Annotated in this window: 18 protein-coding genes; 8 read left to right on the top strand and 10 right to left on the bottom strand. The window is 76.9% G+C overall.

Annotation, left to right across the window (positions count from 1 at the left end):
- Positions 1–49: 49 nt before the first annotated feature.
- Positions 50–1,531, bottom strand: coding sequence for a sensor histidine kinase (locus tag OF117_RS05005; RefSeq protein WP_263551702.1), 1,482 nt, complete (start codon positions 1,529–1,531; stop codon positions 50–52).
- 140 nt (positions 1,532–1,671) lie between these two features.
- Here OF117_RS05005 and OF117_RS05000 point away from each other — a divergent pair, with 140 nt between their 5' ends.
- Positions 1,672–2,175, top strand: coding sequence for a GNAT family N-acetyltransferase (locus OF117_RS05000; protein WP_263551701.1), 504 nt, complete (start codon positions 1,672–1,674; stop codon positions 2,173–2,175).
- A 66-nt stretch (positions 2,176–2,241) separates the two neighbouring features.
- Here OF117_RS05000 and OF117_RS04995 read toward each other — a convergent pair whose 3' ends face one another.
- Entirely contained in the window at positions 2,242–2,463 is a 222-nt protein-coding gene (locus OF117_RS04995; protein WP_263551700.1) for a biotin/lipoyl-binding carrier protein, read from the bottom strand.
- A gap of 154 nt (positions 2,464–2,617) precedes the next feature.
- The gene (locus OF117_RS04990; RefSeq protein ID WP_263551699.1) at positions 2,618–3,667 is read right to left on the bottom strand and encodes a biotin carboxylase N-terminal domain-containing protein; all 1,050 of its coding nucleotides are present in this window, start codon (positions 3,665–3,667) and stop codon (positions 2,618–2,620) included.
- A gap of 174 nt (positions 3,668–3,841) precedes the next feature.
- On the opposite strand from OF117_RS04990, the gene OF117_RS22230 reads away from it, so the two are divergent.
- Positions 3,842–3,916, top strand: coding sequence for a 50S ribosomal protein bL37 (locus OF117_RS22230; RefSeq protein ID WP_014377707.1), 75 nt, complete (start codon positions 3,842–3,844; stop codon positions 3,914–3,916).
- 45 nt (positions 3,917–3,961) lie between these two features.
- Here the strand turns inward: OF117_RS22230 and rsrA are convergent, their stop codons facing one another.
- Positions 3,962–4,303, bottom strand: coding sequence for a mycothiol system anti-sigma-R factor (rsrA, locus tag OF117_RS04985; protein ID WP_263551698.1), 342 nt, complete (start codon positions 4,301–4,303; stop codon positions 3,962–3,964).
- Positions 4,300–5,007 carry a sigma-70 family RNA polymerase sigma factor gene (locus OF117_RS04980; protein ID WP_318014219.1) on the bottom strand — a complete coding sequence of 236 codons (708 nt, stop codon included), beginning with the start codon at positions 5,005–5,007 and terminating at the stop codon, positions 4,300–4,302. Before OF117_RS04980 ends, rsrA begins: the two co-directional genes overlap by 4 nt.
- 216 nt (positions 5,008–5,223) lie before the next feature.
- On the opposite strand from OF117_RS04980, the gene ybaK reads away from it, so the two are divergent.
- Positions 5,224–5,697, top strand: coding sequence for a Cys-tRNA(Pro) deacylase (ybaK, locus tag OF117_RS04975; protein WP_263551697.1), 474 nt, complete (start codon positions 5,224–5,226; stop codon positions 5,695–5,697).
- A 64-nt stretch (positions 5,698–5,761) separates the two neighbouring features.
- Here ybaK and OF117_RS04970 read toward each other — a convergent pair whose 3' ends face one another.
- Both OF117_RS04970 and OF117_RS04965 read right to left on the bottom strand, forming a co-directional pair.
- Positions 5,762–7,360, bottom strand: a complete 1,599-nt coding sequence (locus tag OF117_RS04970) for a fused MFS/spermidine synthase (protein ID WP_263551696.1) — start codon at positions 7,358–7,360, stop codon at positions 5,762–5,764.
- Positions 7,361–7,393: 33 nt separating this feature from the next.
- A complete protein-coding gene (locus OF117_RS04965) occupies positions 7,394–8,140 on the bottom strand; it encodes an SOS response-associated peptidase (RefSeq protein ID WP_263551695.1) in 747 nt (248 codons plus the stop codon).
- Between the two features lie 150 nt (positions 8,141–8,290).
- Between OF117_RS04965 and OF117_RS04960 the strand changes: the two genes are divergently transcribed.
- The 3 genes from OF117_RS04960 to rsgA all read left to right on the top strand — a co-directional run bounded on the left by OF117_RS04960 (position 8,291) and on the right by rsgA (position 12,094).
- Positions 8,291–9,715, top strand: a complete 1,425-nt coding sequence (locus OF117_RS04960) for an NAD-dependent succinate-semialdehyde dehydrogenase (protein WP_263551694.1) — start codon at positions 8,291–8,293, stop codon at positions 9,713–9,715.
- Between the two features lie 82 nt (positions 9,716–9,797).
- Positions 9,798–11,078 carry a 3-phosphoshikimate 1-carboxyvinyltransferase gene (aroA, locus tag OF117_RS04955; RefSeq protein ID WP_263551693.1) on the top strand — a complete coding sequence of 427 codons (1,281 nt, stop codon included), beginning with the start codon at positions 9,798–9,800 and terminating at the stop codon, positions 11,076–11,078.
- Positions 11,079–11,185: 107 nt separating this feature from the next.
- Positions 11,186–12,094 carry a ribosome small subunit-dependent GTPase A gene (gene rsgA / locus OF117_RS04950; RefSeq protein WP_263551692.1) on the top strand — a complete coding sequence of 303 codons (909 nt, stop codon included), beginning with the start codon at positions 11,186–11,188 and terminating at the stop codon, positions 12,092–12,094.
- Here the strand turns inward: rsgA and OF117_RS04945 are convergent.
- Both OF117_RS04945 and OF117_RS04940 read right to left on the bottom strand, forming a co-directional pair.
- The gene (locus OF117_RS04945) at positions 12,088–12,903 is read right to left on the bottom strand and encodes a hypothetical protein (protein WP_263551691.1); all 816 of its coding nucleotides are present in this window, start codon (positions 12,901–12,903) and stop codon (positions 12,088–12,090) included. The two genes, rsgA and OF117_RS04945, sit on opposite strands and share 7 nt — an antisense overlap.
- A gap of 92 nt (positions 12,904–12,995) precedes the next feature.
- A complete protein-coding gene (locus OF117_RS04940) occupies positions 12,996–13,532 on the bottom strand; it encodes a DUF2087 domain-containing protein (protein ID WP_263551690.1) in 537 nt (178 codons plus the stop codon).
- A 53-nt stretch (positions 13,533–13,585) separates the two neighbouring features.
- Between OF117_RS04940 and OF117_RS04935 the strand changes: the two genes are divergently transcribed.
- Together OF117_RS04935 and hisN are read left to right on the top strand one after the other, a co-directional pair.
- A complete protein-coding gene (locus tag OF117_RS04935) occupies positions 13,586–13,768 on the top strand; it encodes a DUF2795 domain-containing protein (protein ID WP_263551689.1) in 183 nt (60 codons plus the stop codon).
- 22 nt (positions 13,769–13,790) lie between these two features.
- Positions 13,791–14,591, top strand: coding sequence for a histidinol-phosphatase (hisN, locus tag OF117_RS04930; RefSeq protein WP_263551688.1), 801 nt, complete (start codon positions 13,791–13,793; stop codon positions 14,589–14,591).
- On the opposite strand, the gene OF117_RS04925 is transcribed toward hisN, so the two are convergent.
- Positions 14,563–15,984, bottom strand: coding sequence for an FGGY family carbohydrate kinase (locus tag OF117_RS04925; protein WP_263551687.1), 1,422 nt, complete (start codon positions 15,982–15,984; stop codon positions 14,563–14,565). The two genes, hisN and OF117_RS04925, sit on opposite strands and share 29 nt — an antisense overlap.
- Between the last annotated feature and the right edge of the window lie 10 nt (positions 15,985–15,994).

Below are 15,994 nucleotides of genomic sequence, written 5' to 3'. Positions count from 1 at the left end.
CGCGGGGACCCTCCGGGCCCCCACTCCTCACGACCCCGCGGCCACTGGATCAGCGGCGCGGGCGCCCGGCGCCGGGCAGGGCGAGCACCGCCTCGGTCCCACGGCCGCCCTCCGGCGTCCGCATGGCGAGGCTGCCGCCCAGCTCCCCGACCACGAGGGTGCGCACGATCTGCAGGCCCAGCCCGTCGGTGGCCGAGAGGTCGAAGCCGTCGGGCAGGCCCCGCCCGTCGTCGCGCACCCGGACGACGAGGTCGTCGCCGTCGCGCTCGGCCACCAGCTCGATGCACCCGGACTCGCCGTCGGGGAACGCGTGCTCGGCCGCGTTGTGCAGCAGCTCGGTCACCGCCATCACCAGCGGGGTGGCCGTCGCGGCCGGCAGCTCCCCGATCGTCCCGGTCCGGCGGGTTCGCGCCACCGGACCGATCGAGGCCAGGTCACCGAGCATCGGCAGCACCCGGTCGAGCACCTCGTCGACCACGACGACGTCCTCCCGGCTGCCCGCCAGGGTGTCGTGCACCAGCGCGATCGAGGCCACGCGGCGCACCGATTCCTCGAGCGCGGCCCGCGCGGCCGGCTCGGTCATCCGGCGCGCCTGCAGCCGCAGCAACGCGGCGACCGTCTGCAGGTTGTTCTTCACCCGGTGGTGGATCTCCCGGATGGTGGCGTCCTTGGTCAACAGCGCCCGGTCCCGCCGGCGGACGTCGGTCACGTCACGGACCAGCACCAGCGTGCCGGCCGGCCCGCCGGGGGGCTGGAGCGGCAGGGCGCGCACGAGCATCGTCGCGCTCGCGCCCTCGACGTCCATGGGATCGGGGAACCGGCCGGTCCCCGCCGCGGCGATGCCGGATGCCACGGCCTCACCGGCCACCCGGTCGGCGGCCACGGCGCGCGTCACGGCGACCAGGTCGGTGCCCACCAGGTCGCCGGGCACGCCGATCCGGCGGTACGCCGACAGCGCGTTGGGACTGGCGTAGACCACCCGGCCGTCGGCGTCCAGGCGCACCAGCCCGTCGCCGACCCGCGGGGCCAGCTCGGCGTCGAGCAGCTTCTGCGGCGGGAAGGTCCCCGCCGACACCATCAGGCAGAGGTCGGCGGCGATGTCGAGGTAGGTCAGCTCCAGCGTGGACGGCGACCGGGTGACCGCCAGGTTGGTGTCCTTGGCCAGCACCGCGACCACGACGCCGTCGTGCCGCACCGGGATCACCTCGCGGCGCCGCGGCACCGGTCCCGACCAGTCGGGCTCCCCCTCGGTGACCGGGCGGCCCTCGGTGTGCGCGACCACGAACGGCGCGGCGGTCAGGCCGTCGACCTCCGCGCCGACCAGGTCCTCCGGCCGGCTGGTCGGCGCGGTGAGCGGCCGCACCTGCGCCACGCACCACCACGACCCGCTGCGCAGCGGTACCCACAGCGTCAGGTCGGCGAAGGCGAGGTCGGCCAGCAGCTGCCAGTCGGCCACCAGCCGCCGGGCGTGGTCGACCTGCGAGGGGCTGGACGCCGAGCCGCGGGTGAGGCGCTCCGACAGGCTGCTCATGGTGCCGCCGAGCCTAGGTCGTCCCGCCGGTCCGGCCGCCCCGCGGTCAGGGTGGCCGACGTGGCCGAGGTGGCCGTCGTCCGGCGGACGTGGCCGTCGTCCGGCGGGGACCGGCGCCCCCCGCGACCTACGCTGCCCGGGTGGTCGACACGTCACCGCCCCGCAGCACCACCGTCGGGCCAGCCGACCGGGAGGACTTCCCGCGCATCGCGGAGCTCACGGTGTCGGTCTACCGCGACGAGGGGTTCGCCTCGCCGCGGTACCTGGCGCAGCTCGCCGACGTCGCCGGACGGGCCGGCCGCAGCGAGCTGCTCGTGGCCCGGGACGGCGGGACCGTCGTCGGCAGCGTGGCGCTGGTGCTCGGCGGCGACTTCGGGGAGGTGACGGCCTCGCCCGACGAGGCGGCCTTCCGGATGCTCGTCGTTGACCCCGCCGCGCGGGGCCGCGGGATCGGCGAGCTGCTGGTCACCACCTGCCTGGCGCGGGCGCGCGCGGCCGGCCGGCGCCGGATGGTGCTGTCCACCGATCCGCGGATGACGGCCGCACACCGGCTCTACGACCGGCTGGGCTTCACCCGGCTGCCGGAGCGCGACTGGTCGCCGCTGCCCGGGGTCGACCTGCTGGTGTACGCCCGCGACCTGTGACGCACGGCGCGGCCCCCGTCCCGAGGCAGGCCTCGGCCCGCGGGAGTTCGGAGACGGGGACCGTCCTCAGGCGTCGACGACCGCGATCAGGTCGCCCTCCTGCAGCACCTCGCCCTCGACGACGTGCAGCTCCCGGACGGTGCCCGAGCGCTCGGTGAGCACCGGGATCTCCATCTTCATCGACTCGAGGACGACCAGCGTGTCGCCGGCGGTCACCTGGCTGCCGGCCTCGACCAGCACCTTGTGCACGCTGGAGACCATCTCGGCGTGGATCTCCTCGACCGCCACCCGGCCCTCCCCTGCGTCGTCGTGGCCCCGTCCGGCCGGTGGCGCCCACCGGTGACCGGTCCACCGGTGCCGGGCCGGGGCGCCGCCGCCACCGGCGCAGCGGTCATCCAAGCACGCCGGCACGCCCGGACCGTCGCGGCGCAGGCCGCCGAGCTCACCGGACGGGCGCGGCCCTGTCGCCCGCCAGCCGGTCGAGCACGGCCCGCACCTCGGCACCGTCGTGCGGCACGCCGATCTCCGGGAGCGCGTCCAGCTGCCGCGCCGCGGCGCGGCCGGCCGCGGCGACGTCCGGAGCGGCCGCGCTCACCGTCGCGAGCAGCGCGTCGTACCAGCCGTCGAGGCGATCCCCGGGCGCGTAGCCGGTGACTGCGACGACCTCGGCGTCCGGCCCCGCGTCGGCGGGCCGCTGGAGGCCGGGCAGCCGGCCGGAGACCCGGCCCTCGCTGCCGGGCGGCAGGGTCGAGCGCAGCTGGACGGCGACGGCGCTGAGCGGTGCGGCATCCGTGGGCGCCGGGTGCTCGTCCACCTGCCCGGCGACGGCGGTGCGCAGGGCCAGCGCCACGGCGTCCACCCCGTGGGCGCGCTCGAGGACCGCCACGTCGAGGGAGAAGCCGGCGGCGACCTCGGCGAGGGAGCCGTCGGCCGCGATGCCCACGGTGACCAGCCCGCGCCAGCCGACGTCCACCAGGCGGCGGGCGGCGGCGGGCAGCGGAGCGGGGCGGTTCGGCGTCCACGAGACGCGGGCGATGCCGGCCGCCCGGTCACGCTCCACGGGTGTCGCATAGCGCAGGCCGTCGCCGGTGACCAGGGCGAGGAAGCCGCGCTCGCTGGCCGGCTCCACGCCGTCGCCTCCCAGCCGCTCCAGCACCTCGGCGTCCGGTCCCACCCAGGTGAGGCCGGCCCGGGCGACCTCGGCGGCCAGGCGGGCGTTGCCCGCCAGGGCCGGGGGCACGGGCAGGACGGCGGCGACCCCGGTGCGGCGGGCGGCCTCGACGAGGCGGTCGACGGCCAGGTAGGACTCGGCGGCCGGCGCCGGGCCGAGCAGCACCGCCTCGTCGGCCAGCTGCACGTGCCGCGCCGAGCGCTCGACGTCCGAGTGCACCGCGACCGACTTCACGCCGAGCCGGGAACAGGCCGCGATGACGGCGCAGGCGGCCGGTCCCCGCCCGGCGACCAGCACGCTCTCGATGCCTGGAAGTGCCACGGTGTTCCCCTCCCGCCCCCGACGCCCGCCGCGGCGCTGCAGCGGAACGTGAGAAGCTTGCGACGTCAGCTTGGCGGCTGCCTCCGCACGACGCACGCAGCGTCCCGGCGCGGGTGCCGCCTGCGAGGGATCCGGGGTCGGCAGACCCCTCGGCAGGGTGAGAGGAGGGCAGCGATGTCCAAGCGTGGACGCAAGCGGCGCTCCCGCAAGGGGAACAAGGCCAACCACGGCAAGCGGCCGAACGCCTGACGGCGACGCGGCCGCCCGTGGCCCCCTCGGGGGCGCCCCGCCCGGTCAGGCGGTGGGGCGCTCCCCGGTTCGCTCGACCCGCACCCGCTCGTGCGTGACCCTCTCGACGCTCACCGACGTGCCGTCCTCCTCGAAGGAGACGGTGGTCAGCTGCAGCTTGATGCGGTCCTTCAGCCCCGGTGGCGGGACGTCGCCGCCGCACCGGCGGCGGACCAGCGCCTTGAACTCCTGCTCGATGCCGAACTCGCGCAGGCACGGGGAACAGTCCTCGAGGTGCGCGGCGATCTGCGCGCGCCGCGCGTCGTCGGTCTCGTGGTCGAGGAACTCGAAGACGTGGGAGAGGACGTCGTCGCAGGAGTTGATCTCGAGCGGCTCGTGCTCGCTCATGACCGGCTCGCCTCCTCGCCGGCCCCGGCGCGGACGAAACCGCGCTCGCGGGCATAGTCGGCCAGCAGCTTCTGCAGACCCCGCCGACCACGGTGCAGCCGCGACATCACCGTGCCGATGGGCGTGCCCATGATCTCGGCGATCTCCTTGTAGGCAAAGCCCTCGACGTCCGCCAGGTAGACCGCGAGGCGGAAGTCCTCGGGCAGCTGTTGCAGGGCCTCCTTGATGTCGGAGTCCGGCAGGTGGTCCAGCGCCTCGATCTCGGCCGACCGGAGGCCGCTGGAGGTGTGCTCCTCCGCCGCGTACAGCTGCCAGTCCTGCACCTGCTCGGTGGGGTACTGCTGCGGCTGGCGCTGCCGCTTCCGGTAGCTGTTGATGTAGGTGTTGGTCAGGATCCGGTACAGCCAGGCCTTGAGGTTGGTGCCCTCGGCGAACTGGTGGAAGGCCGAGTAGGCCTTCACGAACGTCTCCTGGACCAGGTCCTCGGCGTCGGCCGGGTTGCGGGTCATCCGCAGCGCGGCCGGGTAGAGCTGGTCGAGGAAGGGCAGCGCGTCGCGCTCGAAGCGGGCGTCGCGCTCGGCTCGGCTCTCCGTCTCCCCGGCCCGGCTGCCGCCCTCCCGAGCTTCGGGGACCTCCACCGCCGGCTGATCGGTCACCTCGTCCGGCTGCTCGGCGGGGCTGTCGCCCGTGGGCTCCTCAGGCACCGACCGTCCTCTCTGCGGCGCCCGGGGCCGGGCGGCCACGTCGGCCGATCCTAGTCGCGCGGCATCGGGGCGGCCGTCCGGCCGGCTGAGCGGTCGGCGGCGCGCGGCGCGCGGGCGGGTCGTCGATCGGGTGCTGCTCACGCGGCGTTCAACCGCGCCGCCGCGTGCGCCCATTCCCCGGCACGGTCAGGGCCGCCGCGGCTACGCTGCCCGCCCGTGGCGGCGACCCCGGCGGTGACGGCCCTCGAACGGGCGGGCGTGGCGCACACCCTGCACCCCTACGACCCCGAGCACCCCTCCGACGTCTCCTACGGCGAGGCGGCCGTCGCGGCGCTGGGCGCCGACCCGCGCCGGGTGTTCAAGACGCTGGTCACCCGGGTCGACGGGGCGCTCACCGTGGCCGTCGTCCCGGTCAGCGGCAGCCTGGACCTGAAGGCGCTGGCCACGGCGGCCGGTGGCCGCAAGGCGGCGATGGCCGACCCGGCCGACGCGGAGCGGACCACCGGCTACGTGCGCGGCGGGATCAGCCCGCTCGGGCAGCGCAAGCCGCTGCCGACCGTGGTGGACTCCTCGGCCCTCGGCTTCCCGACCGTGCTGGTCAGCGCCGGACGCCGGGGGTTGCAGGTGGAGCTCGCGCCGGCCGACCTCGTGGCGCTCACCCGCGCGCACACCGCCGCCATCGCCAGGTGAGGGCCTGGGACGGCCCCCGGCAGGGTCCGCCGCGAGCTGCGAGTTGCGGGGCAGGGGTCCTCGGTCAGCCGTACGGGGTGAGCAGTTGGTCGACGGGGGCGAAGTCGTCGGTCAGCACCCGCGCGTCCCCGACGAAGGCGTCGAGCTCCGCACCCTCGGCCACGTGCCAGGCCAGGTCGAAGTCCGGCAGCGTCGCGGTGAGGCGCTCGGCCGGCAGCGGCGAGCGAGAGGCGACCGCGACCAGGTTCCCGCCGTCGTCGCCGGCCAGCACGGGCGCGCGCGCCAGCAGCAGCACGTGCGGCCAGACCGCGCGCATGGTGGCCAGCTCCGCCCGCACGAAGTCCAGCGGCGGGTGGTCGATCAGGTTGACGGCGTAGACCCCGTCGTCGGCCAGTGCGGCGTCGACGAGCTCCATCGCCTCGCGCGTGGTCAGCTGCCACGGCACCGAGAGCCCGCCGAAGGCGTCGCCGACGACGACGTCCCGCCCACCCGGCGCCTCGGTGCCCAGCCCCACGCGCCCGTCGACGACCTCGACCCGCAGGTCGTCGGACGTCGCCAGACCCAACTGCTCGCGGTCGATCGCGACCACGCCGGGGTCGACCTCCAGCACCCGGCTCTGCGTGCCGGGGCGCACGTCGGCCAGGTAGCGGGGCAGGGTCATCCCGCCGCCGCCCACGTGCAGCGCCGACAGCGGCTCGCCGGCCGGCGCCGAGGCCCGCACCGCGGCCGCGATCGCCCGGACGTACTCGAACTCCAGGTGCGTCGGGTCGTCGAGGTCGACGTAGGAGTGCCGCAGCGTGTCGAGCACCAGCACCCGGCCCGAGTCGTCGCCGGGGTCGGCCACCACCCGCGCGCAGTGGTAGGCGGTCTCCTCCTCGCACGGCGTCGGGGCCACGGCGGCCAGCAGCGACCCGGCCACCGCCAGCACGAGCAGGTGGGCGGGCACGCGGCCGGTGCCGGCGCCGGCGCGCCGGCGCAGCAGGACGCCGACCGCGGCACCGGCGGCGACGGTGAGCAGCCCGGTGGCCACCAGGATCACGCTGCTCGGCAGGACGGCGACGAGCAGGAAGCCGGTGGCGAAGGTCGCGGCGATGCCTCCGAGCGTGCCGATGCCCGACAGCCGCCCGACCACCGAGCCGGTCTCGGTCAGCGTGGCCAGCTGCAGCTTGACCACCATGGGCGGCACGGCCGAGAGCAGCGCCGCGGGGACGACGACGGCCACGGCGGCCAGCAACAGCACCCCGCCCGCGTCGGTGCCGGTGAGCAGCGACCCGGTGAAGCGCACCAGCGGCAGCACCGCCACCACCAGGGCCCCGCCGCCGACCATGAGGGAGGCGATGAGCCGGCGGGGGTCGGTGCGGTCGGCGGTGAGGCCGCCGGTGTAGGCGCCGAGCGCGATGGCCGCCAGCGCGAAGCCGATGACGGCGGTGCTGGTCTGCAGCGTCACGCCCACGTAGGGGGCGATCAGCCGCAGCCCGACGATCTCCAGGACCAGCACGGCACCCGAGCAGAGGAAGGTGACCGCGGCCGCGACCCAGCCGGGCAGCGCCCCACCGGGCGGCGGCGGGACCGGCGGGTGCGCGGCCCGGCCCGGCTCCCCCGCGGGCGGATCCGGTGCGCCGGCCCCCGGTCCGGGACGGGACGGGTGCGCGGTGCCCGCCACGTCAGCTGCCCGCCACGTCAGCTGCCCGCCACGTCAGAACAGCGCCGGCTGGTCGGCCGGCTCGGCAACCGACTCGGCGCGGGCGAGCAGCTCCGGGCCGTTGTTGGCCACGTTGCCCACCGCGGGGCCGACCGGCCGCAGCTCCAGCGCCTCGACGGCTTCCGGCGGGGTGGGCAGGGCCAGCTGCTCGACGTCGTCGCGCTGGGGGTCCAGCCAGTCCGCCCACCGGTCGCGCGGCAGCACCAGCGGCATGCGGTCGTGGATCTCGGTCAGCGCGCCGACCGCCGGCGCGGTGATCACGGTGCAGGTGTAGACGCGGTCCTCGCCGCGCCCCCAGACCTCCCACAGCCCGGCGAAGGCGAGCACCGAGCCGTCGGCCGGGGTCATGTAGTACGGCTGCTTGCGCGGGCTGTCGAGCCGCTTGGCCCACTCGTACCAGCCGTCGGCGGGCACCAGGCAGCGCCGCGACCGGGCGGCCGAGCGGAACGCCGGCTTCTCGGTCAGCGACTCGACGCGCGCGTTGAGCAGGCGGCTGCCGACCGAGAGGTCCTTGGCCCAGGAGGGCACCAGCCCCCACCGGACGACGCGGAGCTCGCGGTGCCCCCCGCCGGTCGGCCGCCCCTCGGCGTCGCGCTCCCGCTTGTGGCGGACGACGTGCACGTCCTTGGTCGGGGCGACGTTGTAGTCGGCCGGCAGCGCGGCCTGCCCCTCGGCCCGCACCGCCTCGAACTCGACCACGAGGTCCTCGGGACGGCGACTGGCGGCGTAGCGCCCGCACATCGGCGGCTCCTGTTCGCGGCGGTCGGGACACCCCCGACTGTAGGTGCGCCCACCGACACCGCGGCCGCGTCGGGGAGCCCGGCGTCCGTCGTCCCCGGCCGATCGCCGTCCGGGCTGGAGCCGGAACGCTGCCGGGGCCAGGATCGAGGGGTGACCACGACCGAGCGACCGAAGACCGCCAGTGACGCCGCCGACCGGCCCTACGCCACGGTCAACCCCTACACCGGGGAGACCGAGCGCGAGTTCCCCTTCCTCGACGCCTCGGGGATCGACGAGGTGGTCGACCGGGCCTCCGCCGCCCACCGCGAGTGGCGCGCGCGGCCGGTCGAGGAGCGGGCCGCCGTCGTCGGCCGCGCCGGTGAGCTGATGCTGGAGCGCCGCGACGAGCTGGCCGCGCTGATCACCCGCGAGATGGGCAAGCGCATCAAGGAGGCCGCCGGGGAGGTGCAGCTCGCGGCGAGCATCCTCGCCTACTACGCCGAGAACGGGCCGCGCTTCCTGGAGCCCAGGCCGATCGACGTGATGCAGGGCGAGGCCGTCGTCGTGAACGAGCCCATCGGCGTGCTGCTGGCCATCGAGCCGTGGAACTACCCGCTGTACCAGGCGGTGCGGGTGGCCGGGCCGAACCTCGTGCTCGGCAACACCATCCTGCTCAAGCACGCCGAGCTGAACCCGCAGTGCGCGCTCGCCCTCGAGCGGCTGTTCCGCGACGCGGGCGCCCCGGAGGGCGTCTACACCAACGTCTTCCTGCGCATCGCCGACGTCGAGAAGGTGGTCGCGCACCGCTCCGTGCAGGGCGTGACGCTGACCGGCAGCGAGCGGGCCGGCGCGAGCGTCGCCGAGATCGCGGGGCGGCACCTGAAGAAGTCGGTGCTCGAGCTCGGCGGCAGCGACCCGTTCGTCGTCCTGGACGCCGACGACGTCGGCCGCACGGTCAAGGCGGCCACGATGGGCCGGATGGCCAACACCGGGCAGGCGTGCATCGCGGCCAAGCGACTCATCGTGCTCGACGAGGTCTACGACGACGTCGTCGAGGGTCTCACGCAGGCCTTCGCGGGCTTCCGGCCCGGCGATCCGGCCGACCCGGCGACCACGCTGGGGCCGCTGTCGTCCGAGCGCGCCGCGCAGGACCTCGCCGCGCAGATCCGCGACGCCGTCGACAAGGGCGCGACCGTGCTCGCCGGCGGCGGGCGCCCCGACGTCCCCGGCGCCTTCGTGGAGCCGACGCTGCTGGCCGACGTCACGCCCGAGATGCGGGCCTACCGCGAGGAGCTGTTCGGCCCGGCCGCGGTGGTCTACCGGGCCCGGGACGAGGACGAGGCGGTGGAGCTGGCCAACGCCACCGACTACGGGCTGTCCGCCGTCGTCTACAGCAGCGACCTGGACCGGGCGCGGGCGGTGGCCGACCGGCTGGAGTCGGGCATGGTCTGGATCAACCAGCCCTCCGGCTCGTCGCCCGAGCTGCCGTTCGGGGGGGTCAAGCGGTCCGGCTACGGCCGGGAGCTGTCGGAGCTGGGCATGTTCGAGTTCGCCAACCGGCGGCTGGTGCGCACCCTGCCGGCGAAGAAGAAGTAGTAAGGACCCCGCTGACCCCCGCCACCCGCACGCTCGCGGCGGGCCCCTGCGGCGGGGACACCGCCCCGGGCAGGATGGAGGGGTGCCCGAGGTCTGGACGACGCCGCACCGCGCGAACCCGGTCGACGCCGAGGTCGCTCTGCCCGGCTCGAAGTCGCTGACCGCCCGGGCCCTCGTGCTCGCCGCGCTGTCCGACGGGCCGAGCCGGCTGGTGCGTCCCCTGCGGGCCCGCGACACCGAGCTGATGGCCGCCGGCCTGCGGGCCCTCGGCGTCGGCGTGACCGACGAGGGCGCCGACTGGCTGGTCGAGCCGGCCCCGCTGCGCGGCCCCGCCGAGGTGGACGCCGGCCTCGCCGGCACCGTGCTGCGCTTCCTCCCGCCGGTGGCCGCGCTGGCCGACGGCCCGGTGCGGCTGGACGGCGACCCGCGGCTGCGCGAGCGGCCCAACGCCGGGCTGCTCGCCGCGCTGCGCGACCTCGGCGTGGCCGTGGACGACGGCGGCCGCGGGCGGGCGCCGTTCACCGTGCACGGCCGCGGCGGCGTGCGGGGTGGCCCGGTGACGGTCGACGCGAGCGAGTCCTCCCAGATCGTCTCCGGGCTGCTGCTGGCCGCCGCCCGCTTCGACGACGGCATCGACCTGGCCCTCGCCGGCGGGGTGCCGTCGATGCCGCACGTGGACATGACGGTGACGACGCTGCGCGAGCACGGTGTCGACGTCGCCGCCACCGGCCGCGGCTGGCGGGTCTCCCCCGGCCCGGTCGCCGCCGTGGACCGGGTGCTCGAGCCGGACCTCTCCAACGCCGCGCCGTTCCTGGCCGCCGCCCTGGTGACCGGCGGCCGGGTGACCGTGCGCGACTGGCCGACCGAGACCACGCAGCCGGGTGCGCAGCTCGACCGGCTGCTGACCGCGATGGGCGCCGCGGTCGAGCGCACCGCCGACGGTCTGCGCGTCACCGGCGGCGCCTCCATCGCGCCGCTGGTCGCCGACCTCGGCGAGGTCGGCGAGCTCACCCCGGTGCTCGCGGCGCTGTGCGCGCTGGCCGGTGGACCGTCCCGGCTGACCGGCATCGGCCACCTGCGCGGGCACGAGACCGACCGGCTGCAGGCCCTCGACGAGGTGCTCACCGCGGTCGGGGCGCGGGTCGAGCAGCTGCCCGACGGGCTGGGCATCACGCCGGGCCCGCGCCGCGCGGCCCGGGTCGACTCCTACGCCGACCACCGCATGGTGCACGCCGCCGCCGTCCTGGGGCTGGCGATCCCGGGCGTCGAGGTGACCGGCCCCGGGGCGGTGACCAAGACGCTACCCGACTTCCGGGAGCGCTGGGCCGGCCTGCTCGGGACGCCGGCGGAGGTCGGGCGCTGAGCCCGCGCCGGCACGACAGCCGCTCGGACGAGGACGACGTCCGGGTCCGGCCCAGCCGCCGGGGCTCGCGGCCGCGCACGCGGCAGCGGCCCCGCCACGCCGACGCCGTGCACGGGCTGGTCGTCGCCGTCGACCGGGGCCGGATGACGGTGCGGCTCGACGGCGCGGGCGGCCCCCCGGTCGACGTCACCGCCATGCGCGCCCGCGAGCTCGGCCGGCACGGCGTGGTCGTGGGCGACCGGGTGCGGATCGTCGGCGACACCAGCGGCCGCACCGACAGCCTGGCGCGCATCGTTGTCATCGAGGAGCGGACGACGGTGCTGCGGCGCACCGCCGACGACGCCGACCCCACCGAGCGGGTCGTGGTCGCCAACGCCGACCACCTGGTCGTGGTCACCTCGGTGACCGAGCCCGAGCCCGCGACCGGCTTCATCGACCGCTGCCTGGTCGCCGCCTACGCCGGTGGGCTCGCGCCCATGCTCTGCCTGACCAAGACCGACCTGGGCAGCCCGCAGCCGCTGCTCGACCGCTACGCCGGCCTGGAGGTCGAGGCGGTCGCGGTGTCCCGCGCGCAGCCGCTCGACGAGCTGGTCGAGCGGCTGCGCGGGCGCACGAGCGTGCTGGTCGGGCAGTCCGGGGTCGGCAAGTCGACGCTGGTCAACCGGCTGGTGCCGGACGCCGCGCGGGCGACCGCCGAGGTGACCAAGGTCGGCAAGGGCCGGCACACGTCGTCCTCGGCGGTGCTGCTCGACCTGCCGGGCGGGGGACGGGTCGTCGACACCCCGGGCATCCGCTCCTTCGGGTTGGCCCACGTCACGGCCGACGACGTCCTCGCGGCGTTCGACGACCTGGCGGAGGCGGCGGTGGACTGCCCGCCGCTGTGCGGGCACGGCACCGCCGACCCCGACTGCGCCCTCGACGGCTGGGCCGCCGCCGGCCCACCGGCCCGCGCCGAGCGGCTGGGCAGCTTCCGCCGGCTGCTCGACGCCGTGGGCCAGCTCGGCCCCGGCTACTGATCGCGCGGCGCCCATCCGGGTCGGGGCGGGCCGGACCGCTCGTGCCGGCGGGGCGGTTCGGTGAAGAGCTCCTCGTCCATCGGCTCGTCCACCGCCTCGATGCGCAGGTCGTGCCCGGCGCCCGCGGTGGACCCGCCGATCTGCTCGGTCAGCACGCAGACGCCGGTGCCGACGTCGAGCCGGACGCGGTGCGCCTCCGGGTAGACCGCGGGCAGCTGCGCCGCGCCGGGCCCCCACTCGAGCTCGTCGACACGGCGGTCGCGCAGCAGCGGGCAGCACCCGCAGCGCGGCTCGTAGCCGGGCGTCGTCCGGACGACGGCCTCCCACGCCGGCCGACCCGCGTGCTCGACCTCCACGACGGCGTCCGGCGCGAGCGCCGGGACGGGTTCGTCCGTCGCCGGGTCCCGCCCGTCGGCCAGCTCGACCGGGTCGAGCACCGACACCCAGCGGTAGTCCTGGAACATCGGGTCGTCGGACAGCTCGAACGGCCGCGTCCGGCCCGCGACGAGCCCGTCGGGGCGCAGTTCCGGCGACGGCGCCCCCGGGTCGCCGGGCCAGGGGATCTCGACGGTGCGGCCGCCCTCCGGAGTCATGACCCCGGCGGTGCTCCGCCGCTCGCGGACGATCTGGACCAGGTGGCCACCGAGCGTCTCCACCCGCAGGACGTCGGGCCTGCGGAGCCACGCGCGCACCGGTTCGGGCCAGGTCTGGTACGGGCCGCTCCACCGGACCGTGAACCGCAGCGTCGACCAGCGCCACGGCGACGAGCGAGCCAGGGCGGTGAAGGTGTCGGCGGAGGGGACGAGCACGTCGGGAGTGTGCGCGCGGGCCGGCCGGCGCGGCCACCGACTTCGGGGTCCCGCCAGGAGCGCGCGGGCGGCGGGGGCAGCGGGGCCTGTCCTCAGACGTCGACCCAGCCGCCGCTGCGCCAGTAGACGCCGGCGTCGCGGGTCAGCAGCGCCGAGTCGACCAGGTACCGCCGCAGCGCGGCCACGTCGGGGTGCCAGACGGCCAGCAGGGCGTTGACCTCGCGCTCCGGGTACCGGACGCCGGGCTCGAACACGCGCACCAGGTGCTCGAGCACGACCCGCCGCTTCGAGGCCTGCGCCGGGATCGACACCAGCCGCCCGTCCCGGACGAAGGCCGACAGGACGGCGTCCTCGGCCGGATCGGGCGACAGCGGCTCCGGTGGCGGCACCGCCTCGGCCGCGGCCCGGGCCACCTGGCCGAAGACCGAGGTCCGGAGGGCGAGGTCGTGCCCGTCGCGGTGCACCAGGCCGGCGCGGGACAGCCGGCGCGCGGCGAGCGCGACGTCCTTCAGCGGCAGCGCGGCCGCCGCGGCGACCTCCTCGATCGTGCCGGCGCCCAGCGCGAGGGCGGCGACGACCTTGAGCCGGACCGGGTCGGCCAGCAGCCCCACGATCGTCGCGGCCTCCACCCCCCGACGGTATCCGCGCATCAGGCCGGGACGCGCCGGGTAGCCGGGACGCCATGGTGAGCCCGATCGACATCCAGAAGGCCCTGTCCGGCATCGACTACCCGGCCGGCAAGGCCGACATCGTGAAGCACGCCGAGCAGCAGGGCGGCGACAAGGAGGTGCTCGACGCGCTGAAGGGCATCGAGGACCGGGAGTACGACGGACCCAGCGGGGTCAGTGCCGCGGTCTTCGACTGAGGGCCCGCTAGGTTCGGTGTCCATGACGTCGGGCCGGGGTTTCAGCGAGGACATGCGACTGGCCCACGTGCTGGCCGACCAGGCCGACTCGATCAGCATGGACCGGTTCCGGGCTCAGGACCTCCAGGTCGACACCAAGCCCGACCTCACCCCGGTCACCGACGCCGACCGCGCGGTCGAGGAGCAGCTGCGCATCACGCTGGCCCGGGCCCGCACCCGGGACGCAGTGCTCGGCGAGGAGCACGGCGTCACCGGGCACGGGCCGCGCCGGTGGGTGCTCGACCCGATCGACGGCACCAAGAACTTCGTCCGCGGCGTGCCCGTCTGGGCCACGCTGATCGCCCTGTTCGACGGCGACGAGCCGGTGGTCGGCATGGTGTCGGCCCCGGCGCTCAACCGCCGCTGGTGGGCGGCCAAGGACGTCGGCGCCTGGACCGGGCGCCGGCTGGAGTCGGCCACCCGCTGCCGCGTCTCCGGCGTGCGCGACCTGGCCGACGCGAGCCTCTCCTATTCCAGCCTGTCGGGCTGGGAGGAGCGCGGCCTGCTCGACGGCTTCCTCGGCCTCACCCGCGCGGTGTGGCGGACCCGGGCCTACGGCGACTTCTGGAGCTACGTGCTGCTCGCCGAGGGCGCAGTAGACCTGGCCTGCGAGCCCGAGGTGTCGCTGTGGGACCTCGCCGCGCTCGACGTCATCGTGCGCGAGGCCGGCGGCCGGTTCACCGACCTCACCGGCAAGGAGGGCCCGGCCGGCGGCAGCGCGCTGGCCAGCAACGGCGCCCTGCACGACGCCGCGCTCACCCTCCTGCGGTCCGACCCGGCCTGACCGCGTCCTCGGCCCCCGGGTCGACGCCGACGCGCAGGCCGACCCCGCGCGCCGCCAGCAGCGCCGCGCCGACGGCCGACGCACTGCGCAGCGGCAGCCAGCGCACCGGCGTCCCCAGCGCGCCGGCCAGCAGCTCCCGGACGACGGCCGCCCGCCCGCCCCCACCGGTGAGCACGACCGGACCGGACCCGGCGCCGCCGAGCAGCCGCGCCGCCGCACCGACCGCCGCGACCACGCCTTCCACCGCTGCGCGGGCGAGGTCGGCGCGCGTGGTCCCCGCCGACAGGCCGGTCCAGGCGCCCCGGTCGCCGGGCGCGGCCACGCCGCCGCGCTCGCCGGTGAGCCAGGGCGCGAAGCGCACCCCCCCGGCACCGGCCGGCGCGGCCGCGGCCAGGTCGAACAATCCGGCGTCGGTCAGGCCGAGCACCCCGCACACCCACGACCACGCCGACCCGGCGTTCTGCAGTGCCGCCATCGCGTACCAGCCGCCGTCGGCGTCGGCGTAGAGGTGGGTCGGTGGGTCGTCGGCCTGGGCGCGGGTCGCGCCGGGACGCAGCACCTGCGCGCCGGTGCCGAGGTTGACCTGCAGGCCGGTGCGGGTGCCGGCGGCCAGCAGGGCCAGCGCGGTGTCCGCGCCGCCGACCACGACCGGGACCGGACCGGCCGGCAGCCGCGCGGTGCCGGCGACCTCCGCCGACGGCCGGACCCGCGGGAGCAGCGCCGGCGGCACGCCCGCCGCGGCCACGGCCGCCGCCGACCAGCCGTCGGCGACGACGTCCCAGAGCAGGGTGGCCGAGGCGTCGCTGCGGTCGGTGACCCGCGGGTCGGCGTCCGGGAGCAGCGACGCGCGCAGCGCGTCCTTCGGCAGCAGCACGGCCGCCGCCCGTCCGACCACCGCCGGGTCGTGCGCGGTGAGCCAGGCCAGCAGCGGGCCGGTCATGCCGGGCACCAGCGGGTTGGCCAGCGCGGCCCGGTCGGCGGCCGGCAGCGCGCGCCAGCCGCGCAGCTCGGCGACCGCCCGGCCGTCGGGCCAGAGCAGGCCGGGCGTGACCGGCGCGCCCGCCGCGTCGACGAGGACGACGCCGTGCATCTGCCCCGACAGACCCAGCGCCCGCACCCGGCGCCCGGCCAGCCGCGGCGCGAGGGCGGCCAGCGCCGCGTCGAAGGCGCGCCGCCCGGCGGCGACGTCGGTCTGCGCCCAGCCGGGGTTCGGCCGGTCGACGGGGTAGCCGGCCTCCGCCTCGGCCACGACCCCGGGACCGCCCCACCGGTCGTCCGGCGGCCCGCCCCCGGCCGTGGTGCCCGCCGCCGCGTCGTCGACGGCGAGCGCGACCAGCTTCAGGCCGCTGGTGCCCAGGTCCGCCCCCAGCACCACGTCGGCGGGCGCACCCATGCCGGCCGCC

Source organism: Geodermatophilus sp. YIM 151500 (genome assembly GCF_025716945.1).
GTDB lineage: Bacteria > Actinomycetota > Actinomycetes > Mycobacteriales > Geodermatophilaceae > YIM-151500.
This window is presented reverse-complemented; position numbering and strand designations above follow the sequence as displayed.

Bases quoted from the DNA above. Each gene is read 5' to 3' on its own strand.
- OF117_RS05005 (WP_263551702.1), bottom strand. From the start codon at position 1,531: ATGAGCAGCCTGTCGGAGCGCCTCACCCGCGGCTCGGCGTCCAGCCCC.
- rsrA (WP_263551698.1), bottom strand. From the start codon at position 4,303: ATGAGCGAGCACGAGCCGCTCGAGATCAACTCCTGCGACGACGTCCTC.
- OF117_RS04965 (WP_263551695.1), bottom strand. From the start codon at position 8,140: ATGTGCGGGCGCTACGCCGCCAGTCGCCGTCCCGAGGACCTCGTGGTC.
- OF117_RS04935 (WP_263551689.1), top strand. From the start codon at position 13,586: ATGGTGAGCCCGATCGACATCCAGAAGGCCCTGTCCGGCATCGACTAC.
- hisN (WP_263551688.1), top strand. From the start codon at position 13,791: ATGACGTCGGGCCGGGGTTTCAGCGAGGACATGCGACTGGCCCACGTG.
- OF117_RS04925 (WP_263551687.1), bottom strand. From the start codon at position 15,984: ATGGGTGCGCCCGCCGACGTGGTGCTGGGGGCGGACCTGGGCACCAGC.